The organism is Mesorhizobium sp. B2-8-9, assembly GCF_006439475.1.
Taxonomy (GTDB): Bacteria; Pseudomonadota; Alphaproteobacteria; order Rhizobiales; family Rhizobiaceae; genus Mesorhizobium.
The window spans coordinates 68,198-91,094 of sequence record NZ_VFTQ01000026.1 but is presented as its reverse complement, the minus strand read 5'-3'; the positions used below and the strand labels follow the sequence as shown (position 1 = coordinate 91,094).

The following is a 22,897-nucleotide window of genomic DNA, read 5'->3' as shown; positions in this document are numbered from 1 at the left end:
TCACGCCTCCGGCTCACGCATGCGATAGCCCATGCCACGCACGGTTTCGATCATGTCGATGCCCATCTTCTTGCGAAGCCGGCCGACAAACACTTCTATCGTGTTGGAATCGCGATCGAAATCCTGATCGTAGAGATGCTCGACCAGCTCGGTGCGCGACACCACCTCGCCCATATGGTGCATCAGATAGGCGAGCAGCCGGAACTCGTGCGAGGTGAGCTTGAGCGGCACGCCGTTGACGTCGGCCTTGGACGCCTTGGTGTCCAGGCGCAACGGCCCGCAGGTGAGTTCCGACGAGGCATGGCCGGCCGCGCGGCGGATCAGCGCCCGCACCCGCGCCAGCACCTCCTCGATGTGGAAGGGTTTGGTCACATAATCGTCGGCGCCGGCGTCAATGCCGGCCACCTTGTCGCTCCAGCGGTCGCGCGCGGTCAGGATCAGCACCGGCATCTTGCGGCCGCCGCGGCGCCAGCGCTCGACGACGCTGATGCCGTCCATCTGCGGCAGGCCAATATCGAGGACGACAGCATCGTAAGGCTCAGTGTCGCCGAGGAAGTGCCCCTCCTCGCCGTCATAAGCGCGGTCGACCACATAGCCGGCATCGACCAGCGCGTCGGCCAGTTGCCGGTTGAGATTCTTGTCATCCTCGACGACGAGCACGCGCATGGGGTTGAAGCCTGTTGTTGGGTTGACCTATAGGCCGATTCCGCCAGCCTGGGAAACGACAGGGTTAGCCCATCGGAACGACGATTTCCGAGCGGCGGGGACGCTGGCCTTCCTTGCCGGGAACCAGAACGACGATGACGCAGACTTGCTGGCCGCCCCGCGTCGCCTGCGAGGCCTTGGCCAGCGTGCCGCCATTCTGCGCGGCGACCTGCTGGCCGATGGCGTAGCAATCGCTGGCGGCGAACACCACCGGCCGATCGACCGACGGCTCGGTGACCGGCAGGGCAATCGCCTGCGACGCAAAGAGGCCGGCTGCGGCAAGCGCCAGCACTGCTTTGCGGAGATGAGGGCCAAACTTTTTCATGATCACGGTTCTAACGCATATGGGCTGAACGTGAAATGAACGGTGAACGATCGAAAATCCATGCCCGCCACACCCCCTATGGACGCCAACGCTCCCTCAAGCCCGGGTGCAAATTCATAGCCGGAAAATCAGTCGGTCCCTACGCTTTTCGGCCTGCCGATTCCGCGCCCCGCGCTACCTAGTGTAGAAACGCCGGACGGCCATGGGAGGATGCGATGACGCGTGAGGATATTGCCGATCTCTACCGGGGCTACATCGTCTGCCTTAACGAGCAGGACTGGGGCAATCTCGGCCGGTTCGTCGGCGAGGAGGTGCAGTATAATGGCGAGACGATCGGGCTGTCGGGGTATCGGCGCATGCTGGAAGGCGATTTCGAGGCCATTCCCGACCTGCGCTTCAACGTCGAGCTTCTGATCTCGGAGCCGCCGCGCGTGGCGGCGCGCCTGCATTTCGACTGCCATCCCAAAGGCGTGCTGTTCGGCCTGCCGGTCCACGGCAGGCGGGTTTCTTTCGCCGAGAACGTGTTCTACGAATTCCACGACAGCCGCATAAGGGAGGTCTGGTCGGTCATCGACAAGGCCGCGATCCAGGCGCAGCTTTAGGGTGTATCGATGTTCAGGTGAGGCTGGCCTGCAAATGCCGGCTTTCTGCGCTTCCGGTGCTCACGTACTTTAAGTACGCTCCGCACCGGTTCTCGGAAGCGATCATTTTCGACCCGGCCTGACCTGAATCTCAACACACCCTATGCATTCTCCTGGGTCAACGCGCGAAAGCGCAGCAATCCATGATAGACCGCAAGATCCTCGTCATAGCGCGCCTCGGCGAATTCCAGGGATAGGCGCGTCTGGCCGCGCGGGCCAATGGACAGCGCCGCGCCATCGAGGCTCGCCTTGATGCTGTCCATGATGAGGCGTGTCTCGGCTTCGCCCTGGGCTTTCGACCAGACGTGCAAGGTGACCAGCTGGTCATTGTCGTTGTCGACGCCGGTCTCGAGGTCGAAGGCGCTGGTGCGGCCGTATGTGACGTGCGGAAAGGCGGCCTTGTCGCTCGCCTGCTCGAGCAGGCCCGCGCCGCCAAGCAGCGCCGACAGCGACTCATCGGTCTTCAGCCTCAGGAACAAGGCCTGCATCAAATCGCCAGGCGCCGTCATCTACAGTCCATCGCCAACATGTCTCCGCGCCGCAGCCAATTCCGGCAGCGTAGCCGCGCTCGCGATCCGATGCCAGATCGCAAATCGATTTGAGTATAGCGTGAAGGGCGAAGGTCTAGAATTTATTATGTTTTAGTCAAATCATGAGACCGGAGCCGCGCCGCCTTCTTCGGTGCGCCTGGCAATGAACTCGTCGAGCACTCCCGCGGCGGCGGCAGCGGTGGCCGGCGGCTGGAAGTCGGCGACAATCCGCTTCCATATGCTGGTCGCGCGCTCCGTGGCTGTCTTGCCGCCAGCCTGCGTCCAATTGCCGAAGTTCGACCAGTCGGCCACCAGCGGCTCGTAGAAGGCGCTGCGGTAGCGCGTCATGGTGTGGGCGGCCGAGAAGAAGTGACCTCCGGGTTGCACTTCGGCAATCGCTTCGAAGCCAATTGCATCCTCGTCGCCCGGTGTCGTGGCGCAAAGCTCGGCGACCGTCTGCAGCGCCTCGACGTCGGTGATCAGCTTTTCCAGCGAGACGCTAAGACCGCCTTCCAGCCAGCCGGCGGCGTGGATGCAGACGGTGGCGCCGGCCAGCACCGAGCCCCACAGCGCGAACTGGGTCTCGTGCGCGGCCTGCGCATCGGAGACATTGGCGGCGCTGCCGCCGCCGGAGCGCCAGGGCAGGCCGATGTGGCGAGCTAGCTGCCCCGCCCCAAGCGTCGCCTTGACGTGCTCCGGCGTGCCGAAGGCCGGAGCGCCGGATTTCATGTCGACATTGGACGAGAAGGAGCCATAGACCACCGGCGCGCCAGGCCGCACGATCTGGGCCAGCGTCAATCCGGCGAGCGCCTCGGCATGCTGCAAGGTCAGCGCGCCGGCGACCGTGATCGGCGCCATCGCGCCCGCCAAGCAGAAAGGCGTGATGACCAGGACCTGACCGGCCTCGGCGAAGTCGATGATGCCTTGCGCCATCGGGATATCCAGCTGGCGCGGCGAGTTGGTGTTGATGACGGTGTAGCAATAGGCACCGGCGCGGAACTCGTCCTGCGAGAGGCCGCGCGCCAGGCGGATCATCTCGAAGCCGTCCTCGACCTGCGGCGTGCCGCGCGCGAAGATAAAGGGGAACTTGTCCGACAGTGTCAGTTGCGCGCGGTTGACGGCATAGTGGCGCAAGCGGTTGTCGATGTCCTGCGGCTCGACGCAGGGTCCGAGCATGTGCAACACATCGAAATGCTGGATCAGCTTCATGAATTCTTCGAAGACCTGGAGCGTGCCCGGCCGGCGTCCCCGCTCGAGATCGGTGACATTGGGAGCACCGGAGCCGGCCAGGAAGGCCATCGAGCCGAGCTCGAGCGTCAGGTCGCGCGAGCGATCGCCGCCGAGTGCCGGAATGGAGCGCGGCGCCGAGGCAAGTGCTGCCTCGACCATGTCGCGGCCGATCCTGACCATCTGGCTGTCTTCGTCGACCAAAGCGCCGGCCTTGGCGTAGATGGCGCGGGCCTCGGGCAGCAGCACCTTGATGCCGAGCTCTTCCAGCACGCGCAGCGCGGTATGGTGGATGTTCGCGACCTGGTCGTCGGAAAAGATCGGCTGCGGCAGGAAGGGGTTCTTCAGCGACCGGTAGTTCGGGTGCCGGCTCGATTCGCTGCCCGCCTCGCCGGTGCGTCCCCGCCGGCGCTCGCGCCTGAGATCACGTGCGGCCTCGTCAATCATGGCGGTTCCTCCTCATTGCCGCATCGCCCTGCCTTCGGCGTCGTAGGGCGAGGCCGCTATGACGCGCGCTGGCCGTTCGACCCCGACAATGTGTACGGAAAGCTCGGTCCCCTCCCCGGCTAAACCGTCATCGAGCAACGCCAGGGCGACGCTCTTAGCGACCGTGCAGCAACGCACCCTGCCGGCACTGAGGTTCCTATCTGTTCGTTCAAGCCGACGATCGTCGGACACCCACGTCTCGCGACCTTACGAAACGAAGAATCGGATGCATTTTGGAACAATTAAAGATTGTTTCAGTTCAAGGTGCATCACAAAGCCGCGTCATTTCAAGGCAGCGAGTTGACGGCATCCAATGACGACGGGCCAGGACAAAACCAGCGATCAAACCCTGCAATGCCTCACGACCGAACATTTCGTGTTGCAGACGGCGCGGTCGGCCACCATCCAGGAAGCCAATTCGCGCGCAGACCTTTTCCTGACCACCGTTTCCAGCGCGACCGTCGCGCTGGCATTCGTCGCTCAAGTAACGCGCATGGGGCAGCCATTCGTTTTTTTCAGTCTGATCCTGCTTCCCTGCCTGTATTTCATCGGTATCGTCACCTTCGTTCGGGCGGTCCAAGTCGCAATCGAGGACATGGTCCTCGCACGTGGCATGGCTCGCATCCGGCACTATTTCGTGGAGACGGCTCCAGGCGTGGAGAAATACTTGATCCACTCCCGTCACGACGACGACGAGGCATTGCTCGTCAGCAAAGCCCTTCGCTCCTCGCACTGGCAGTCATTCATGAGCACAGCGGGGATGGTGAGCGTCGTCGCCAGTGTCATTGCAGGTGTCTTCGCCGGCGTGCTGGCGAAAGCCGTCGCAGTCCTGGGTATCATTCCGGCAACCGGAATTGGCATGTTGGTATTCGCCGTCAGCGTCTTCGCCCTTCGTCGATACCAAGAGGCTAGATGGAATGCTGTCGAACATATGCTGGACGTGCGGTTCCCAAGCACCACAGCTGCCTCCCGTGGCGCCGGCCGTTCAGATGAACGGGTCGAGAGCACCCCGGAGCATAATCGTGCAAGTCTATGAATTTGCGCGGTAAGAATGGGCCAACCTCGCGTGACAGACGCCTCGATGCGGCAAGGCGCGCGTCAGCCATCTCGCCGCCTATCTGCGCTCCTTCATCGGCCAGGAACCGACCGAGGCGGATGCGGTGCATCTTATGCGATTGATCGCAGCGCGGTGATTTCGATCGGCCGTTGACGGCCAGCACACCTCCGATCAACAAAGCTGGTGCTGTGGCTTCGCTGCCCTTGTGAGCGGTGATAAAATGGTCAAATAGTTTGACAGGGTGCCACCCTGAAACTGCCCGCATGCTGTTTTCGGGCGAAAGCGCGTTGGGGCGGAAGTCGGAATGGCAAGTCCTTCGAAACCACGCAAGAAGAGAAGAGGCCGCATCGCTTCGGCGCTGCTCGGCGTCGACGCTTGGTTCGATAGCTCGCTCTACGAGATCGGCTTCAAGGCCCGCGAATTCTGGGAAGCGGCGACCATTTTTTCCCGCCGTTTCCGGGTGCATGGCTGGCGCCGCACGGTCATCGAGGTGCTGAGCGAAGGGTTCACCATGGGCGCCGGCGGCTTCGTGGTCCTGCTCGCGCTCGCCATGCCCGCCTTCGACATCACCACCGGCGACTGGCGCAGCCAGGGCGATTTCGCCGTGACCTTCCTGGATCGCTACGGCAACGAGATCGGCCAGCGCGGCATCATCCAGCGCGATTCAGTGCCGGTCGACGAGATGCCCGACATCGTCATCAAGGCAGTGCTGGCGACCGAGGACCGCCGCTTCTTCGACCATTACGGCATCGATGTCCTCGGCCTGTCGCGCGCGATCTTCGAGAATGTGCGCGCCAACTCCGTGGTCCAGGGCGGCTCCAGCATCACGCAGCAGCTCGCCAAGAACCTGTTTCTCTCCAACGAGCGCACATTGGAGCGCAAGATCAAGGAAGCCTTCCTGTCGCTATGGCTGGAAGCGAACCTGTCCAAGAAAGAGATTCTGCAGCTCTATCTCGACCGCGCCTATATGGGCGGCGGGACGTTCGGCATCGAGGCGGCGGCGGATTTCTATTTCGGCAAGAGCGTGAAGGATTTGAGCCTCGCCGAAGCGGCGATGCTGGCCGGCCTGTTCAAGGCGCCGACCAAATACGCCCCGCACATCAACCTGCCCGCGGCCCGTGCCCGCGCCAATGTCGTGCTGTCAAACCTGGTCGATGCGGGTTTCATGACCGAGGGCCAGGTGCTGCAGGCGCGCCTGCATCCGGCCGACGTCGTCGATCGCGGCGAGCAGAAGAGCCCGGATTATTTCCTCGACTGGGCCTTCGACGAGGTCAAGAAGATCGCCAAGCCCGGCCAGCACTCGCTGGTCGCCCACACCACTTTCGACGCCAACATCCAGAAGGCGGCCGAGGAGTCGGTCGAGTTCCATCTTCGCCAGTTCGGCAAGGAATACAATGTCACCGAAGGCGCGGTGGTGGTGATCGAGACCAACGGCGCGGTGCGCGCCATCGTCGGCGGACGGGATTATGGCACCAGCCAGTTCAACCGCGCCACCAAGGCTCTGCGCCAGACCGGTTCATCCTTCAAACCTTATGTCTACGCCACAGCGATGGAGCACGGGTTCACGCCGGACTCGGTGGTTTCCGGCGGCGCGATCAGCTGGGGCAGCTGGTCGCCGCACAATTACAGCGGCGGATCGGCCGGCAACGTGACGCTGCTCACGGCGATCGCCAAGTCGATCAACACGGTGCCGGTGCGGCTCGCCAAGGATTACCTCGGCATCGGCCCGATCAAGGCGATGGCCGAATCGATGGGCGTGGAATCGCCACTGGAAGCGCACAAGACCATGGTGCTCGGCACATCCGGCATGACGGTGATGGACCAGGCGACGGGCTACAGCGTCTTTGCGCAGAACGGTTTCGTCGGCTCGCGCCACGGCATCACCCAGCTCGTCACCCGCACCGGCGACGTGGTCTATGACTGGGCCAAGGACGCGCCGCCACCGCACCGCGTGCTGTCGGAAAAGGCGCTGAAATACATGAACACCATGCTGGCGGCGGTGCCGGTTATCGGCACCGCGAGACGCGCCCAGCTTCCGAACATCGTCGTTGCCGGCAAAACCGGGACGACGCAATCCTACCGCGACGCCTGGTTCGTCGGCTTCACCGGCAATTACACAGCCGCCGTCTGGCTCGGCAATGACGACTTCACGGCGACCAACAAGATGACAGGCGGCTCGCTGCCGGCGATGGTCTGGCAGCGGCTGATGGTCTACGCGCATCAGAACATCGATCTGAAGCCGATCCCCGGTCTCGACAATCCTTGGGTCGATCCGGAGGTCGCGGCCAAGGCCGAGGAAGCGGCCAAGAAGGAAGCCGACGCAGCGGCGGCGCAAGCCGAGGCCGAGCGCCCGCCGGTGCTTTCCAGCCGCACAAGCCAAACGTTACGGGACATGACCAAGGCGTTCCAGGCCGCGCCGGCGCTCGTTGCGCCCACCATGCCGGAGACGCTTTCGGCGCTTTAGGGCGGCCGTCGCGTGAAGCCGGCTTGCCACGGCACCCCGCGCCGCGATATCCCGGGCAACCTCCTCTGTTTGCGGCTCTCATGCTCAAGAACGCCATCCTGACGCTGCTTTCGCTTGCCATAGCCATCGGGCTTGGCGGCTACAGCGTCTGGTATGCGCTCAACGCGCAGGACGGCGTGGGCGCGATCCGCATCGGCCAATGGACCGCTTTCCCGGAAGTCGGGACACTGGCCGCCGACCCCTATTCCAAGGCGCGCGTGGCACGCGAGGGCGTGCTGGCGCTCGGCCAGGCCGAGGGACTTGCCTTCGTAGCCGAGCGCGACGACGCCGGCGAGCCGCTGAAACGCGAATGCACCTATACGATCGAAGGCGGTTACCCGACCGCCCGCTTCTGGACGCTCTATGCCGCCGACCAGTCGCTTGGCGTGATCGACACAGGCAAGCCGAGGCAGTCGGCGCTGCAATCCTACGAAGTGCTGCGCCAGCCCGACAATTCCGTCGTCATCTCCGTCGGCAGCCGCCCGGCGCCCGGAAACTGGCTGCTGACCAGCGGCTCCGGCAAGATGTATTTCGTGCTGACCTTCTACGACACGCCGATCGCCTCGAGCACCGGCCTCTCGGACGTGACACTGCCGCGCATCCTGAAGGTGGGCTGCAATGCGTAGACTGCTGCATGCCCTGATCCTCGGCCTGCTCGGCGCCGGCATCGTGCACATCGTTGTGCTGTTCCTGGTGCCGGAATTTTCCGAACGCGATGCCTGGTCGCGCCTGGCGATGGCATCCGACTTCTACAAGATGACGCGGCTAGACGCTGAGGCCGGCGGCGCGCCGGTGGTGAAATCGGTGGATCCATTGTTTTATGCGGCCGCCTGCCGCTTCAACCTTGCCGACGGGCTGGTCAGGATCAGGGCACCGGGCGACGTTCCGTTCTGGTCGGCCTCGGTCTACGACCGCAACGGCCACAACATCTATTCCTTCAACGACCACAACGCCAATGGCGAGAAGCTCGACGCGGTGGTGTTGACGCCGGCGCAGATGATCGACGTGCGGCGCGACCTTCCGGAGGATCTGCAGGGCGCGATCTTCGTCGAGGCGCCGATCGAGGAAGGCATTTTCGTCGTCCGCGCCTTTGTGCCGGACGGGAGCTGGAAGCCGATCGTGTCACGCTTCCTCGATCAGGGCGCCTGCGAATTGCAGGACTACTGAGAAAGGCGCCCGATCAGTGATGCGGCTTGGCAGGAGGCGGAGAGCCCGGCCTGTCGGAGCCGCTGTCGCCGGGCCGTGCATCACCGGTCTGCGGATGCAACTCGTAACGGACGCCGGGGAAAATGATGACCGCCGCCGCCGTCGTGGTGTCGTGACTTGCTCGATTTACTGGTGCCGCTCGCGGCACAAAAGACAGGACCATGCCCATGGTTCGCGCATTCCTCTCGGTTTGACCGGAGCACAACGCAACGCCTCCAAAGTTGATTAAGGGGCTTAGAGGGTTAACGGAGCGCTAACGGATCGCGGCTAATTTGACGTTTGTTTTCCTGAAGGTGCGAAACCGGCCCGGCCGGATTGCGCGGTTCGGGATTGTGTCGAGTATCGGGCGTATCCTCCGTGTCATCTTCCGATTTCAGGCAAATCGCTATCCGGACCGAAGCGGGAAAGGCCGAAAGGCTGTTCCGCGCCGCCGTGTCGGCCTTCTGCTCGCTGACGCGTCCCTCGCGCCGAGAGATCGCCCAGCTCGAAGACCTGACGCTGCCGCTGTTCGACGAAGTCTCGGTCGAGTCGCGCCGCTACGTCGCTGCCGCCCTTTCCGAATGCGACTACGCGCCGGCCGCGCTGGTCAGGCGGCTGGCTGAAGAGCCGGTCGAGATCGCAGCCCCCCTGCTCACCCGCTCCAACGCGCTGAGCGATATCGACCTCATCGCGCTGATCGGCCGGCACGGCCTGCCGCATGCGCGCGCCATTGCGCGCCGCAAGGAGCTCAACCCGACGATCGCCGACCTGATCCGCGTGCTGGAAAGGCCGACGCTGGTCAAGGCACGGCCGCCCGAGACGGTCACCAGGCTTGCGCCGAAACCCGAGCCGGCGGCCAAGGCGGATACCGACCGTCCCGCGCCAGGCGAAGCCGCGGAGCACGCGCGGCGCCGCCTGCGGGCGATGATGCGCCCGACCGGCGACGCTGCGGACGTCAACACCTTCCTTGGCCAGCCGGCCTATGTGAAATTGCGCGAGACGGCGCTGACGGGGAACCTGGCATTCTTCCAGACCGCGCTGGCCGATGTGCTGGAGATCGACTTCGCGACGGCCCGCTCGGTGACCGGGCAATCGGGCTATGTCGCGCTGCTTGCGGCGCTGCGTGCCCTCGACCTCAGCGAAGACAGGGCCTTCCTGATCGCCGTCGCGGTCTATCCCGGCGAGTTCCCGCATCCGCAGGCGATCCGCCTGTTCCTCGACAGCTATCGGCTGCTGCACCGCGAGACGGCGCTGGACAAGGTACGTGCCTGGAAGGCCGAGACGCTTTCGCGGGCGATCCGCGGCAGTGCTTCCGATGCGGTTGACATCGAGAGCCGCGCAGCCTCGAACAGCGACGCGGCGAGTGCCAGCGTCAAGGCATCCTGATCGGTTTAAAGCGCCTCGCGCTGAAGGAACCCGGTGGCGACGCGCTTTAAGCGTTTGTTTTTTATCTTAAAATCAACGAGCCGATGTTCGTCGCGAGACCGGGCATTTCCGCGACACGACAAAGTAACAACGCCTCTTGACTTAGAGTGCGCTCTAACTCGTAGCTTTCTGGGCGTCGTGACGAAAGAATGGCATTGATGAAGATTGGCGAGCTGGCGAAGCGTTCGGGACTGTCTGCCTACACAATCCGTTACTATGAGCGGATCGGGCTGCTTCCCCATGCCGACAGGGACCAATCGGGCCAACGTGACTACGACGCATCAATCCTGACCTGGATAGAATTTCTCGACCGGCTCAAAACGACCGGGATGCCTATTCGGGAAATGCTGCGTTACGCGGCCTTGCGGGAGCGCGACGCCGACACGGAAGCGGAGCGCGGCGCGCTGCTCAAGCAGCACCGTGAGCGTGTCCGTGCGCATGTGGCCAAACTGCAAGCCTGCCTTCTCGTCCTCGACACCAAGATCGCCGGATATGCCGGCGTGAAACAGAAGATGAAGGACTATGACGCATCAATCCCCGAACATCGGCGAAAGCCGGCTGGAACGCGGCAAGCGGGCGCTCGCTGAAATCGACGGCGAAGCCGGCCACAAAGTCATTGCCGCCCTGGCCGACATTGCCCCCGACTTCGCGAACTACGTGTTCGAGTTCTCGTTTGGCGACATCTACAGCCGCCCCGGTCTCGATCTGCGCGCCCGTGAGATCGCGACCATCGCGGCGCTGACAGCGATGGGAACCGCGACCCCGCAACTGAAAGTCCACATCGAGGCGGGGCTCAATGTCGGGTTGACCAAGGACGAAATCGTCGAAACCATCATCCAGATGACGGTTTATGCCGGCTTTCCCGCGGCGCTCAACGGGTTGTTTGCGGCCAAAGAAGTCTTCGCCGCCCGGTTTCCCGTCCAGAACGGGGAAGCGGCGTGATGAACCTTCTGCGCTTCGTTGGCCCGCGGCCGGCGCTCGTGCTCTCATGGTGATTCCCGTAGACGGTAAAACGCCCTAGTCGGCCTTCACCGAAAGAAGCTCTTCGACGGGAACGGTCCCGCCCTCGATCTCGACCACCCAGATGTCGGGATCGAATTTTTTCTCCCGCTCCAGCCGCCCATCGAAGGCCGAGCTGTCGTCGCTCGTGCCGAGCACGGCGAAAAAGCGCTCATCGGGCTTGGCCGAATCGTAGCTGGTCTGCGGCGCCGGCCCGTAGAAGGTCACCTCCCCCAGACGCCCGCGCGACAACACGAAGACGGCGCCAGCCTCGGTCGCGCCGCGCTTGACGACAGCGGCGAAGCCGCCGGCGCCGAACACGCGGCGCACAAGGGCCGAGACCCAGAGATCGGTGGTCACGCGCATGGGAAGGTCCTCGATGACATTCAAGTGGTTTAGCGAGATTCACCCAAGCCTGCGAGTGCTTGGATGTCGGAGCCTTACCTAACAAATCTTGTTAGGCTTTGTGAGGCGCGCTATAAAGGAGCAATGAAAAGTCAAGCAATGCGCACCCTCACCATATCGCTCACGCCGAAGCAGGCCGCCCGTCTGCAGGACGCGGTCGAGAGCGGCGACTACGCCTCGAACAGCGAAATCGTCAGGGAGGCCCTCAGGTTGTGGGAGCGCCGCGAGGAGCTTCGCGTGCTCGAACTCGCTCAGCTCAAGCAGGCTTATGACGAAGGGATGGCTAGCGGCGAAGGCAAGGACATCGATCGCAGCGCCTTTCTTCGCGCCCTGAAGGCCGAGCGCTCGGAACGTGGCTAGCTATCGACTTACACCTCGCGCAGAACAAGACCTGAAGAATATCTGGCGCCATATTGCGACTGACAACGAACAGGCAGCGGACAGACTTCTAGGACGCATCTTCGATAAGCTGGAGCTCGCCTGCAATCATCCCAATATGGGGGTCGCCCGGCCAGAGTTGAGCACCACCGCGCGTATCCTCGTAGAGGGCCGATATGTCGTTATCTACGAGCCCATGGACTACGGCATCCTGGCAGTAGCTGTTGTTCACGGGATGCGGGACCCCGAGCATTGGCTCGAATAACAATTTTGCGATGCTGGCGCTCAGTTCGTCAGGCCGATCTCGCGCATTTTGACATAGACGGCCTCGTCCGGCTCGCCGGTCTCGGGCAGTCCGAACAAGGCCTGGAATTCCTTGATCGCGGCCTTTGTGCGGGCGCCGACCCTGCCGTCGAGCTGCATGTCGCCATTGCCGAACGCCTTGAGGCCGGCCTGGATCTTGACGATGCGGGCGTCGGGCGGCTGCGTGGCCCCATCGGCCGGAGCGGAGACCTGGATCACCTGCGGTTTGGCAGACGCGGCGACTGCGCCATCGGCCGGCCGCGGCATCGGGTGGGGAATGGCCGCCGTCGTCTGGCGGGCGCCAAGCTGGTCGAGCAGCGCGCCGTCAATCTCGCCCGACCCCGGCAGCCCGACTTTCAGCTGATAGGTCTGGATGGCCTTGCGCGTGGCCGGTCCGGTGAGGCCGTCGACCGTGCCGTCGTAGAAGTTGAGGTCCTTCAGAATGCCCTGCACCTGCTGGACGACCGGATCCGGCTTGGCCGCGGGCTGGGCCGGCGCCTGACGCACGATGTTGATGGTGGTCTCCGGCTCGTCGGAGACCGTATGCGGGAAGTTCTCGATGCTTCGGGTGGCGAAGAACGCGCCGGTATGCGGAAAGGGCTGATACCAGAGCGCATTGGCCGAGACGTAGAACAGCGTCACCAGAAAAGCGGTCGAGCCGCCGACCAGAACCGGATTGCTGGCGATCAGTTGACCGATGGCAACCGCGCCCTCGGCAAGAACGCCGCGCTCGGGTTCGACCACCTTAGGCCGTTTTGCGGAGCGAGCCATTCCTCTCCCCATTTGCGTCCCCCTTCGGCTTGGCCGCCGGCATGGCCAGCACGCCGGATGGCGCACCGGATCGCCGCTTCGGCCCGTTCACCGGCAGGCCGATCGTCACCGTGGTGCCCTCACCCGGCGCGCTCTCGATCGACATCGTACCCTCGTGCAGCGCCACCAGGCCCTTGACCAGCGACAGGCCGAGTCCGGTTCCCTCGAAACGACGCGTGTAGTCGTTCTGGATCTGCATGAAGGGCTTGCCGAGATTGGCCATGTCCTCCTCGGCGATGCCGATACCGGTATCGCTCACCCAGAAATGCAGGTGCGAGCCGACGCGCTTGGCGCCGATCACAACGCTGCCGCCATCGGGCGTGAACTTCACCGCGTTCGAGGCGAGATTAATCAGAATCTGCTGGACCGCCCGGCGGTCGGCATTGATCTCGCCCGCATCCGGGGCGATCTGCGTGGCAAGAACTATGCTCTTGGCGTCGGCCAGCGGTCGCATCATCGAGCGGCACATGTCGACGGCCTCGACAAAGCGGAACGGCTCCAGCTCGGTCGCATAGGCGCCCGCCTCGATGCGCGAAACATCGAGGATCGAGGTGACGACGGACAGCAGATGCTGGCCGGACTCCCTGACCAGGCCGACATATTCCTTCTGACGCGGATCCTTGAAGGGCCCGAACATCTCATGCAGGAGCATGTCGGAAAAGCCGAGGATCGCATTGAGCGGCGTGCGCAGCTCGTGGCTGACCACGGCCAGGAAGCGGCCCTTGGCCACTTCGGCAGCCGCAGCGGCTTCCCTCGCCTGCGCAAGCTCCTCGCGAAGTGCTGCGACATCGTCATTTTCGCGCAGAACCAGGGTGAAGATGTCGCGGTCGACTGCGCCGCGCAGCAGCTCGAGGCTGAACGGGCGGAAATTGTCGACCGCGCCAGAACCCTCGCGCGGCAAGCGGATGCGCAGATCAAGCCGGCGCTTCGGCGCGCCCTCGCGCATGTCGGCCAGAGCGGTGAGATATGCGACGCGGTCGGAAAGATGGACGCGATCGAACAGGCCGGTGCCGAGCAGAAGCTCGGGCGCCAATTTCAGGATTGAACGCGTCTTGGCAGACGCGTCGACCACTTCGCCCTGGCGCCCGAGGCGGAGCACGACGGCGTCGATGACGTCCTCGAGACGATCGCCGGCAGGCTCCGCCGACCCTAAGCCGGCCGGGCTGGCGAAGGCGGCGGCCCGCGGCAACAGCGTCAGCGCCCAGGCGAGCGGCAGCAGCCAATGCCAGGCGGCGGTCTCGCCGAACGGCAGCAACTGCCCGGCAAAGGGCTGCAGCACGATGGCGGCAAGCGCCGCCAGCGCGCCCGTCAGCGCGGCGCGCCGCGACCCTGAGACCCACCAGCTTTCGACCGGCAATGCGACCGCAAGGAGTGCCGCCGGCGAGGCCAATCCGCCCGCCGCAGCGATAGCGCCGGCTAGGGCAAGCCCACCCAACACGACCGCCATGCGGCCGGCAAGCGCCATATGGCCGGTGGCCGCCACCAGAAGCGCCGCGAACCAGCACAGGCCGAAAGCGGCAAAGATTGCGGCTATCGTGACGGCAGCGCCGAGACTTGAAGTGACCAGCGTAACCGCGGCGCCCGCGGCAAGGAAGGGCGCGGCGAGCATGACGCCGATGAAGCGGCGCTGGCGCAGGCGTTCCGCCTCACCCGTCACGGTCGGGTGAACCATGCGTTCGCAGCCGGCGGAAACCGCGCCAGGCAATTGAACGTATCTGGCTGAAATAGAACTCAACGCACGCGTACCCGGTCGTGAAAAACGCCTGCCTGGCAGGTGACTCATCAATTGGCTTGAAACTCGCATCCAGCGTTTAAGGAATGGATAAGGCTGGCGAAGCCGGCGACCGCGCCAAGGCAAATATTGTGATGCCAGCCCGGCAAAGCATGCCGAGTTAGCGCCATGGTAAACGGCGGGTTAGCCGCAAGGCCTGTGCCAAAACGGGCCGGAACTTGAACCGACTAAGTTCTGCCTGGAGTAAAATCGTTTAATAACAATGTGATACATGGTTATCATAAAGTTAACGAAGTCGATGAGATTCGACACAAGCCCATATCAAAACCGATCCTTTCGAATTTGCCTAAAATTTGAGGAAAATTCGCGGCCTCGATGCAAGCCGTCCTTTGCGTGACCATGCCACTATCGTGCCCATAAAAGAGGTCATGCCGATGGATGCGTGATCCGTCACGGATGGATGCATCATTCCATCCCGGATGAGAGGCAAAGTAAGATGGGCTTTCTGATCAGGATGGCTTTCTGGTTTTCGCTGGTGCTGCTGGCGCTGCCGCTCGGCGTCGGCCCGGGCGAAAACGGCCAGCAGAGCGTCGGACCGATCCAGGCGCTGTTTGCGGCGCGCGAGGCGGTCGGCGACATTGCAGGGCTCTGCGAGCGCAAGCCCGATGTCTGCGAGACCGGCAAATCGGCCATGTACACCATCACCGTTCGCGCCAAGGAAACGGCCAAGATCGCCGCGGCCATGATCGACGACAAGCAGTCGGGGCAGTCCGGGCAGTCCGGGCAGGCAGGCACGCCCGAAACGAAGGTCGCGGATGGCTCCGTCACGACCACCGGCAGCGTCGCCGAGGACATCGTGTTGCCGACCAAGGTCAACATTCCGGTGATGTTGACGGCCAAGAACTGAATTCTTTCCGGCCGTTCGCTCGGCACTTTAATTTTAGTGCAATTCCTGGCGCAAAACCGCCTACGCACGTTTCCCAGAATTGCTCTAACGCCGCGGGCCCCGTCCGACCTCTCGACGCCCGCGGCGTCTTTCTTTTTCCGTGACGCGGCCGTGTCGGGCCACTATATGCGGGCAATGGCCACCTCGATTCAGACCATCCGCGACGACTTTTCCCTGCTCGACGAGTGGGAGGACCGTTATCGCTATGTGATCGAGCTCGGCGAGAGCCTGCCGCCTTTCCCTGAGGAGGAGCGCACGGCTGCGAACAAGGTGCCTGGCTGTGTGAGCCAGGTGTGGCTCACCACCAAGCAGGGAGCGGGCGCCGATCCGGTGATCGGCTTCCAGGGCGATTCGGACGCCCATATCGTGCGCGGCCTCGTCGCCATCATGCTGGCGCTGTTTTCGGGCCGGCGGGCAAGCGAAATCCAGAACACGGACGCCGAAGCGACCCTGAAGGAGCTCGGCCTTGACGAACATCTGTCGCCGCAGCGCGCCAACGGCCTCCGTTCGATGGTCAAGCGCATCAAGCGCGATGCGGAAGCGGCGCTGAAGCAGACGGCCTGATCCGGCCGATATCGCTCCCATCAGGAAAGCAAAACGGCGCCGCAAGGGCGCCGTCGAACTGCTTGACGAGCTGAGACCTATCAACGGCCCTTGCGCTTGCGGCCCAGACCCATCTTCTTGGCGAGCTGCGAGCGGGCGGCAGCATAATTTGGGGCGACCATCGGATAGTTGGCGTCCAGGCCCCACTTCTCACGATACTCTTCCGGCGTGAGATTGTAGTGGGTCATCAGATGCCGCTTCAGCGACTTGAACTTCTTGCCGTCCTCGAGACAGACGATGTAGTCGTCATGGACCGAGCGCTTCGGATTGACGGCCGGCTTCTGCTTCTCAGCCGACGGCTGCTCCGACGAGCCACCGACGCGGCCCAACGCGGCATGGACGTCGGCGATAAGGTTCGGCAGTTCCCCAACCGGCACCGGATTGTTGCTGACATAGGCGGCGACGACATCGGCGGTCAGCTCGATCAGCGCGTCACCGTTTTTCGAAGGTGTTTCGACGATTTCCATAGTGCTAAGGCCCCAACGAGAGTTGTTTCTAAAACTGCGCCCTTTTTTATGGATCGGGCATCGCGCGGATTTCGTTCAGGAAAGGCTCTGAGATTCGCGTCGGTTATCTTAATGACGCCGCATTGAAAGTAAGTCAATTCGCATATTGACTTATATTGGTCGATATTCATCAACATTGCCGATTCAGCTTCAAAAATTCGTGCGCCGTGTAACTTCGCGAGATTTTTCTGGTCAGACCAGCATGGCATGACGTTGCGTCATCCGCATGTTAGACATCCGATCGCCACTCGACACCACGTTCAATGCTTGGCTAATGCTTGGGTGCCCTTTCACCTGCACAACGAATCCTGCGGCACAGCGAAGCGCAAGGATACCGCCTTGGCGGCTGGACCCGACAAGGCGACGCGACGGGATCCATCAGTAAGGCGCGATGTATTTGCCGTAGACCCAGCCGGTGACGAAATGACCATTCTGCGCCGGATCGTGCCAGATCTCGCACCAGCGATAGCGGATCGCCTGGCGCTGCTTCCATTGTGGCTGCCGGCCGATATCGAGCAGGTTTACGCCACCGGTGCAGTGGCCGGTCATCTGCAGCACCGTACCGTTCGGATAGGCGGCCTGTTTCTGCGATGCATTGGACGGATATTTTCGCGCATTGAGCGTATCGCCGAACGGCACCCCCGCCACTTGCCAGGCGGCAAAGACGGTTGCATGAGACTGGGTGGAAAAAGCCAGAACGGATACTGCGACCGCAACTGCCACCGCGATAAGAACACAGGATTTCATCTTTCCCCCTTCAACTTGGCTTCTGAAGACCAACTTGGACCGCGCCCCTTGAACCGCCGCTGAGCGGCGTGTTCATTCGGCATTCAAGCAAATTCCGCAGCGAGACGTAATGACCAGAGCTTCCGCCTTGACTTCCGCCTTCCCGGCCGCCAGCCCGCCGACCCCTGAGAAACACCCGGCTTCCGACGCGCATCATGGCATCACCCGCAGCGACGACTATGCCTGGATGCGGGCCGACAACTGGCAGGCCGTGTTCCGCGACCCTTCCCTGCTCGACGGCCGCATCCGCGCCCATCTCAATGCCGAGAACGCCTATCAGGCCGCGCTCATGGCCGGCACCGCGGACCTGCGCGCCAGGCTGTTTGCCGAGATGAAGGGGCGCATCAAGGAGGATGACTCGACGGTGCCCATGAAGGACGGCCGCTATGCCTACGGATCGTCGTTCCGGCAGGGCGGCGAGCAGCCGCGCTATTTCCGCACGCCGCGCGACGGCGGCACTGAGGAGATCCTGCTCGACGGCGACGCGGAAGCCGAGGGCAAGCCCTATTTCCGGCTTGGCGGCGTCGACCATTCGGCCGACCACAGGAAGCTGCTGTGGGGCTTCGACGACAAGGGTTCGGAGTTCTTCACGCTGCGCGTGCGCGATCTTGCGAGCGGCAAAGAACTTGCCGACCAGATCCCGGATACGGGCGGCGGCGGGGTCTGGGACGCCGGCGACGGCGGCTTCTTCTATACCCGTCTCGACGACAACCATCGTCCGTCGAAAGTGTTCTTCCACGCGCTGGGCGACAGGTCCGAAAACGACCGGTTGATCTATGAGGAGACCGATCCGGGCTTCTTCATGGATGTCGGCGGCACGCGCGCCAACGACTGGATCATGATCGGCATCAACGATCATGAAACGTCGGAATACCGCCTGCTGCCCGCCGATGATCCAACCGCAGAGCCGAAGCTTGTGGCGGTGCGCGAGACCGGCCTGCAATACGATCTGGAAGAAGGCGGCGACGTCTTCTTCGTCCTCACCAATGCCGACGGCGCCAAGGACTTCAAGATCATGACCGCGCCGGTCGACAATCCCGGGCGCGCCAACTGGCAGGAACTGGTGCCGCACGAGCCCGGCCGGCTGATCCTGTCGGTGCTCGGCTTCAAGCATCACATGGTCCGGCTCGAGCGCAAGGAAGGCCTGCCGCGCATCGTCGTGCGCGAGCGCGCCAGCGGCGAGGAACATTTCATCTCTTTCGACGAGGAAGCTTTTTCGCTCGGTCTGTCCGGCTCCTACGAATATGACACCGACGTGATGCGCTTCACCTATTCGTCGATGACGACGCCAGCGCAGGTGTTCGACTATAATATGCGCAGCCGCGAACGCGTGCTTTTGAAGACGCAGGAAGTGCCCTCCGGCCACGATCCTGCGCACTATGTCACGCGCCGGCTGATGGCGCCGGCAGACGACGGCGAGTTGGTGCCGATCTCGCTGCTATATCATCGCGACACGCCCCTCGACGGTTCCGCGCCCTGCCTGCTTTACGGCTACGGCTCCTATGGCATCACCGTTCCTTCCGCTTTCAACACCAATTGCCTGTCGCTGGTCGACCGCGGCTTTGTCTATGCCATCGCGCACGTGCGCGGCGGCAAGGACAAGGGGTACGGTTGGTACGAGGACGGCAAGCGGGCAAGGAAGATGAACACCTTCACCGATTTCATCGCCTGCGCCCGCCATCTCGTTGCCGAGCGCTACACTGAGCACGACCGCATTGTGGCGCAGGGGGGCTCCGCCGGCGGCATGCTGATGGGGGCGATCGCCAACCTGGCCCCGGAAAGCTTCGGCGGCATCGTCGCCGAGGTGCCGTTCGTCGATGTGCTGACCACCATGCTCGACGCCAGCCTGCCGCTGACGCCGCCGGAATGGCCGGAATGGGGCAATCCGATCGCGTCCGCCACCGACTACGCGACGATCGCAGCCTATTCGCCCTACGACAATGTGGCGGCGCTCGACTATCCGCCGATCCTGGCGCTGGCGGGCCTGACCGATCCGCGCGTCACCTATTGGGAGCCGGCGAAATGGGTGGCGCGGCTTCGCGAACGCAAGGCAGGCGGCAACCCGGTCCTGTTCAAGATCAACATGGACTCCGGCCATGCCGGCGCCTCGGGTCGCTTCTCGCGGCTGGAGGAGATCGCCTATATTTACGCCTTTGCCTTGAAAGTGACAGGCAAGGCCTGATTTTCTACTCGCAATCGCACGGCTCGCGCGCTAGGCAATGCGCCGTCGTTTTCGGTCGTGGCCATTTCGGGGCCGCGTCCAGATACATTCGCAAGGTTCGCTATGCTGCTCGTCGACGTCTATCTCGACAAATCGCCCATCCAGGGCATCGGCGTCTTCGCCAAACACCGCATTGCGCGGGGCACATTGATCTGGAAGCTCGATCCAAGGTTCGATCGACGCATTCCCGTAGAGACCTATGAGGGCGAATCCGGCCCGGTGAAGTCCTATCTCGACCGCTATTCCTATCCGGACCGGCGCGATCCCAACTTCATCGTCTTCGAGGCGGACGATGCCCGCTATATGAACCACGCAGACGACCCGAACTGCGATATCTCCTCTCCGGAAGAGGCCTATGCGTTGCGCGACATCGCGCCCGGCGAGGAGCTGACCTGCGACTACAACCACTTTTTCGAGAACGGCTTCGACTTCCTGGGCGACCGCCACCCGTAGAGCATGATGCCGAAAAGTGTGGAGCGGTTTTCGGACGACGTCATGCTCCATCACTTTGATTTAGAGCGGCACGAGCGTGGATCAGGCGGAGAGCAATTCCGGCTGGCGTCCCAGGGCCAATCTGCCACGCAGGTTTCGGATGCCTGCCAAGGCCTTGCCGGAAACGATGCCTAAGGCAATGCCACCGACGATCGCGAGCAGCTGGAAGATCGGAACCGGCAGCTTGCCCGCGGCGGGCGCCATCAATATTTCCGGGACGAAACGGTGGAAAAGGTAGATCGGAAACGCCGCGACGGCGACCTGGGCAACCAGCCGCCCTATCCCGGCCGGCAGGCGAACGCGCGGCAGGTAAAGAAGGACCAAAAGCGCCGCGAAGATCATCAGATATTTGACCGTCGTCCCGAACCAGACCGACTCCCAGAAGGCCAAATAACCCAGCACAGCGGCGGCAAGCGCGGTCAGAGTCAGCTTTCTCGCCGGAGTGTCGGCGAAACAGGCACACCAACCGAATACGGCCAAATGGAAAACCCAATAGGTCGTGAATATCTGGCGGTTGCCTAGGTCGACGAGCGATGGGGACGAAAAGCGCGCGACAGCGGCAACCCCCAAAAGGCCAAGCGAGAAAACGAAGGGGTGAGCCCGGGCAAGCTTGCGGACTGCAGGAATGGCAAAGATTAGAGCGAAGAGCAGGAGCGTCTGCGAATAGGCCTCGATGAACCAGTAAAGGTACGGAATCATCTCGTGACGCTCCGGTTCGGCATAGCCGAAATTCCCAGTAAGCGTCATCGAAGCCCAGGGGATCGTCCGCCAGGCTGCAGCGTAAGCGGCGACAATGAGAAAATACGGGATCAGGACGTCGATCGCTGGTTTGAGCGCGTGCCCAATTCGACCGGCAAGGAAATGGGCCGACTGGAAACGAGCAAGGCTGTAGCCGGCCAGCAGCATCATGACGCCGGAGCCGCCGGGGATGGGCCACAGCGTTTCGTGATGCACGACCACCAGCAGGATCCCGATAACCCTCAGCACTAAATCGGTCGGCATCTCGCTTGCGTGCCGGTGTTCGGGAAGTCCCGCCGCCTGGCGGTTTGCCAGCTCGGCAATGCTCAAGCGTTCCCATCCGTCCGGCAGGTTCATGCCGAGACGCTCGAGTTCCAGAGCCAATTGCAGGAATCGAAGGGAATCCCCGCCAAGAGAGACGAAGCTGTCATTGCGGCCGACGGCCAGGGGATAGAATACGCGGGCGTAGGCACCGAGCAGACCGCCCCGCTCACAGCGGATTTCCGTTCGCCCTTCCAACATCTCCTGCTGGAGGCAGGCATAGTCGATCTTGCCAGAGGCAAGTCTGGGAAAGTCCTCGCGCGTCGCAACCCGAACCAGATTGGCTGGCAGATGGCTGATCTCGGCAAGAATGCGCCGTGCTCTCCCCATCGGGTCGGCACCGATCACATAGACCTGCAATCCCCCATCGTCGCCAACCACCGCGGCGGCAATGCCGGCGCGCTCCAGCGCCTGCTCCATCGTATCGAAGCCGATCCTGAGGCCTGCGATCTTGGCGAAGCGGCTTCTGCGCCCGACGATGCGGAAGAAACCATGTTGGTCCCGTACGGCAATGTCGCCAGTGTTCAGGGTCTCGAGCTCTGCGCCGCGCTCGAGGTCGAGGCGCCGCTTGCCGTAACCCATCATTACGTTCGGACCGCGATAGACGAGCTCTCCGGGAATGCCTGGTTGGCTGATCGGCTCGCCTGCAGCGTCGACGACACCGAGGCTGCCGCCCGGGATCGCCACGCCGATCCGATCCTCCTTGTCGGAAAGGCTCTCAGGCGGCACGAAAGCCATGCGTGCCGTCGCCTCGGTCTGGCCATACATGACGAAGAAGCGGCCGCCCCTGGCGACCATGTGGTTCCGATAAAGGCGGATGAGGTCCGGGCCAAGCGCTCCGCCCGCCACCGTCATCATGCGCAACGCCTTGAGCTCGGCGTCGCGGAAACGCACCCGTTCCAGAAGCTCGTAAGAATACGGGACACCAGACAGATTCGTGCAGCCGCCGTGGTCTATCGTGCTGACGAAGTCGCTGTCCATGACCGACATGCCGGTGAAGAGGACGCTAGCGCCCGCAATCAGATGCGAATTGAGGACCGACAGCCCATAGGAATAGTGGAGAGGCAGCACGAGAGCGGCCCGGTCGAAGGAAGAGAGCTCGAGATAGGCCGCGATCGAGCGTGCATTGGATTCGAGATTGCCGTAGGAAAGCCTGACCGCCTTGGCAGCGCCCGAGCTGCCGGATGTCATCAGCAGCAGCGCGAGATCGGGATGCAGCGGCTCCGCATCTCCAGCTGATCGGGCTTCCTCAACGAGACGCCAGCGGCCGTCAATTGGCCTGTAGGTGAAATCCGGCTGGAAGGCTGCCTGGAAATCATCCCAAAGCCTATTGTCGCACGGCGGCAGCATGGCCGCTGCGTGCCCAGCCTGCAGGGCTCCGATATAGGCGGCGACTGCGTGCTCGGAAGCTTCCGCCGCAATCGCCACGAGCCGCTTTTGTCTTCGTCCCAACTGCGACGCGAAGTCTAGCGCGAGACCGCCGAGTTCCCTGTAGGACAGCATGCGTCCGCCGGCGAGGACAAGCGCCACGCGCTGCTCGTCATCGGTGAATTCGGACACAAGGTCGATGGAG

24 protein-coding genes and 1 pseudogene are annotated in these 22,897 nt (G+C 63.0%); 14 read left to right on the top strand and 11 right to left on the bottom strand.

Going from position 1 to position 22,897, the window contains the following annotated elements; translation table 11 throughout:
- Both FJ423_RS25570 and FJ423_RS25565 read right to left on the bottom strand, forming a co-directional pair.
- The gene (locus FJ423_RS25570) at positions 1 to 666 is read right to left on the bottom strand and encodes a response regulator transcription factor (protein WP_140845768.1); all 666 of its coding nucleotides are present in this window, start codon (positions 664 to 666) and stop codon (positions 1 to 3) included.
- Positions 667 to 730: 64 nt separating this feature from the next.
- Positions 731 to 1,030 (bottom strand): hypothetical protein, encoded by a 300-nt coding sequence (locus FJ423_RS25565; protein WP_140845767.1) that lies wholly within the window; start codon positions 1,028 to 1,030, stop codon positions 731 to 733.
- 215 nt (positions 1,031 to 1,245) lie between these two features.
- On the opposite strand from FJ423_RS25565, the gene FJ423_RS25560 reads away from it, so the two are divergent.
- The gene (locus tag FJ423_RS25560) at positions 1,246 to 1,632 is read left to right on the top strand and encodes an ester cyclase (protein ID WP_140845766.1); all 387 of its coding nucleotides are present in this window, start codon (positions 1,246 to 1,248) and stop codon (positions 1,630 to 1,632) included.
- 140 nt (positions 1,633 to 1,772) lie between these two features.
- On the opposite strand, the gene FJ423_RS25555 is transcribed toward FJ423_RS25560, so the two are convergent.
- From FJ423_RS25555 to FJ423_RS25545, 3 genes and pseudogenes are all read right to left on the bottom strand, one after another.
- Complete coding sequence (locus FJ423_RS25555) at positions 1,773 to 2,180, bottom strand: DUF3168 domain-containing protein (RefSeq protein ID WP_095766884.1); 408 nt, start codon at positions 2,178 to 2,180, stop codon at positions 1,773 to 1,775.
- Between the two features lie 141 nt (positions 2,181 to 2,321).
- Positions 2,322 to 3,875, bottom strand: coding sequence for a trimethylamine methyltransferase family protein (locus tag FJ423_RS25550; protein WP_140845765.1), 1,554 nt, complete (start codon positions 3,873 to 3,875; stop codon positions 2,322 to 2,324).
- Between the two features lie 12 nt (positions 3,876 to 3,887).
- Positions 3,888 to 4,040: pseudogene (locus tag FJ423_RS25545) on the bottom strand (glycine cleavage T C-terminal barrel domain-containing protein); the annotation flags it as partial.
- 187 nt (positions 4,041 to 4,227) lie between these two features.
- On the opposite strand from FJ423_RS25545, the gene FJ423_RS25540 reads away from it, so the two are divergent.
- From FJ423_RS25540 to FJ423_RS25500, 7 genes are all read left to right on the top strand, one after another.
- Positions 4,228 to 4,950, top strand: coding sequence for a hypothetical protein (locus FJ423_RS25540; protein WP_181174896.1), 723 nt, complete (start codon positions 4,228 to 4,230; stop codon positions 4,948 to 4,950).
- Between the two features lie 325 nt (positions 4,951 to 5,275).
- Positions 5,276 to 7,435, top strand: coding sequence for a penicillin-binding protein 1A (locus tag FJ423_RS25530; RefSeq protein ID WP_140845763.1), 2,160 nt, complete (start codon positions 5,276 to 5,278; stop codon positions 7,433 to 7,435).
- Positions 7,436 to 7,515: 80 nt separating this feature from the next.
- Positions 7,516 to 8,100, top strand: coding sequence for a DUF1214 domain-containing protein (locus tag FJ423_RS25525; RefSeq protein ID WP_140845762.1), 585 nt, complete (start codon positions 7,516 to 7,518; stop codon positions 8,098 to 8,100).
- Complete coding sequence (locus FJ423_RS25520; protein WP_140845761.1) at positions 8,093 to 8,641, top strand: DUF1254 domain-containing protein; 549 nt, start codon at positions 8,093 to 8,095, stop codon at positions 8,639 to 8,641. Before FJ423_RS25525 ends, FJ423_RS25520 begins: the two co-directional genes overlap by 8 nt.
- Before the next feature lie 396 nt (positions 8,642 to 9,037).
- Complete coding sequence (locus FJ423_RS25510) at positions 9,038 to 10,045, top strand: DUF2336 domain-containing protein (RefSeq protein WP_140845759.1); 1,008 nt, start codon at positions 9,038 to 9,040, stop codon at positions 10,043 to 10,045.
- A gap of 197 nt (positions 10,046 to 10,242) precedes the next feature.
- Positions 10,243 to 10,671: a MerR family transcriptional regulator gene (locus tag FJ423_RS25505; RefSeq protein ID WP_140845778.1), complete on the top strand. Its 429-nt coding sequence runs from the start codon at positions 10,243 to 10,245 to the stop codon at positions 10,669 to 10,671.
- Positions 10,607 to 11,026 carry a carboxymuconolactone decarboxylase family protein gene (locus FJ423_RS25500; RefSeq protein ID WP_140636153.1) on the top strand — a complete coding sequence of 140 codons (420 nt, stop codon included), beginning with the start codon at positions 10,607 to 10,609 and terminating at the stop codon, positions 11,024 to 11,026. Before FJ423_RS25505 ends, FJ423_RS25500 begins: the two co-directional genes overlap by 65 nt.
- A 75-nt stretch (positions 11,027 to 11,101) precedes the next feature.
- On the opposite strand, the gene FJ423_RS25495 is transcribed toward FJ423_RS25500, so the two are convergent.
- Entirely contained in the window at positions 11,102 to 11,449 is a 348-nt protein-coding gene (locus FJ423_RS25495) for a DUF1491 family protein (RefSeq protein ID WP_140845758.1), read from the bottom strand.
- A 123-nt stretch (positions 11,450 to 11,572) separates the two neighbouring features.
- Between FJ423_RS25495 and FJ423_RS25490 the strand changes: the two genes are divergently transcribed.
- Together FJ423_RS25490 and FJ423_RS25485 are read left to right on the top strand one after the other, a co-directional pair.
- Positions 11,573 to 11,848: a type II toxin-antitoxin system ParD family antitoxin gene (locus FJ423_RS25490; protein WP_140845757.1), complete on the top strand. Its 276-nt coding sequence runs from the start codon at positions 11,573 to 11,575 to the stop codon at positions 11,846 to 11,848.
- A complete protein-coding gene (locus FJ423_RS25485; RefSeq protein ID WP_095766875.1) occupies positions 11,841 to 12,131 on the top strand; it encodes a type II toxin-antitoxin system RelE/ParE family toxin in 291 nt (96 codons plus the stop codon). Before FJ423_RS25490 ends, FJ423_RS25485 begins: the two co-directional genes overlap by 8 nt.
- A 20-nt stretch (positions 12,132 to 12,151) precedes the next feature.
- On the opposite strand, the gene FJ423_RS25480 is transcribed toward FJ423_RS25485, so the two are convergent.
- Both FJ423_RS25480 and FJ423_RS25475 read right to left on the bottom strand, forming a co-directional pair.
- Positions 12,152 to 12,940: a peptidoglycan-binding protein gene (locus FJ423_RS25480; RefSeq protein ID WP_140845756.1), complete on the bottom strand. Its 789-nt coding sequence runs from the start codon at positions 12,938 to 12,940 to the stop codon at positions 12,152 to 12,154.
- Positions 12,915 to 14,651 carry a PAS domain-containing sensor histidine kinase gene (locus tag FJ423_RS25475; RefSeq protein ID WP_140845755.1) on the bottom strand — a complete coding sequence of 579 codons (1,737 nt, stop codon included), beginning with the start codon at positions 14,649 to 14,651 and terminating at the stop codon, positions 12,915 to 12,917. Before FJ423_RS25475 ends, FJ423_RS25480 begins: the two co-directional genes overlap by 26 nt.
- Positions 14,652 to 15,207: 556 nt before the next feature.
- On the opposite strand from FJ423_RS25475, the gene FJ423_RS25470 reads away from it, so the two are divergent.
- Positions 15,208 to 15,618: a DUF5330 domain-containing protein gene (locus tag FJ423_RS25470; RefSeq protein WP_140845754.1), complete on the top strand. Its 411-nt coding sequence runs from the start codon at positions 15,208 to 15,210 to the stop codon at positions 15,616 to 15,618.
- A gap of 174 nt (positions 15,619 to 15,792) precedes the next feature.
- Positions 15,793 to 16,221, top strand: a complete 429-nt coding sequence (locus FJ423_RS25465; RefSeq protein WP_095767172.1) for a SufE family protein — start codon at positions 15,793 to 15,795, stop codon at positions 16,219 to 16,221.
- An 80-nt stretch (positions 16,222 to 16,301) separates the two neighbouring features.
- Here the strand turns inward: FJ423_RS25465 and FJ423_RS25460 are convergent, their stop codons facing one another.
- Together FJ423_RS25460 and FJ423_RS25455 are read right to left on the bottom strand one after the other, a co-directional pair.
- Entirely contained in the window at positions 16,302 to 16,727 is a 426-nt protein-coding gene (locus tag FJ423_RS25460; protein WP_040991330.1) for a MucR family transcriptional regulator, read from the bottom strand.
- Positions 16,728 to 17,144: 417 nt separating this feature from the next.
- Entirely contained in the window at positions 17,145 to 17,513 is a 369-nt protein-coding gene (locus FJ423_RS25455; protein WP_140845753.1) for an SH3 domain-containing protein, read from the bottom strand.
- A gap of 109 nt (positions 17,514 to 17,622) precedes the next feature.
- Here FJ423_RS25455 and FJ423_RS25450 point away from each other — a divergent pair, with 109 nt between their 5' ends.
- Both FJ423_RS25450 and FJ423_RS25445 read left to right on the top strand, forming a co-directional pair.
- Positions 17,623 to 19,734 carry a S9 family peptidase gene (locus FJ423_RS25450; protein ID WP_140845752.1) on the top strand — a complete coding sequence of 704 codons (2,112 nt, stop codon included), beginning with the start codon at positions 17,623 to 17,625 and terminating at the stop codon, positions 19,732 to 19,734.
- A 102-nt stretch (positions 19,735 to 19,836) separates the two neighbouring features.
- Positions 19,837 to 20,226: an SET domain-containing protein-lysine N-methyltransferase gene (locus FJ423_RS25445; protein ID WP_095766869.1), complete on the top strand. Its 390-nt coding sequence runs from the start codon at positions 19,837 to 19,839 to the stop codon at positions 20,224 to 20,226.
- An 81-nt stretch (positions 20,227 to 20,307) separates the two neighbouring features.
- On the opposite strand, the gene FJ423_RS25440 is transcribed toward FJ423_RS25445, so the two are convergent.
- Positions 20,308 to 22,674, bottom strand: coding sequence for an AMP-binding protein (locus tag FJ423_RS25440; RefSeq protein WP_281409012.1), 2,367 nt, complete (start codon positions 22,672 to 22,674; stop codon positions 20,308 to 20,310).
- Between the last annotated feature and the right edge of the window lie 223 nt (positions 22,675 to 22,897).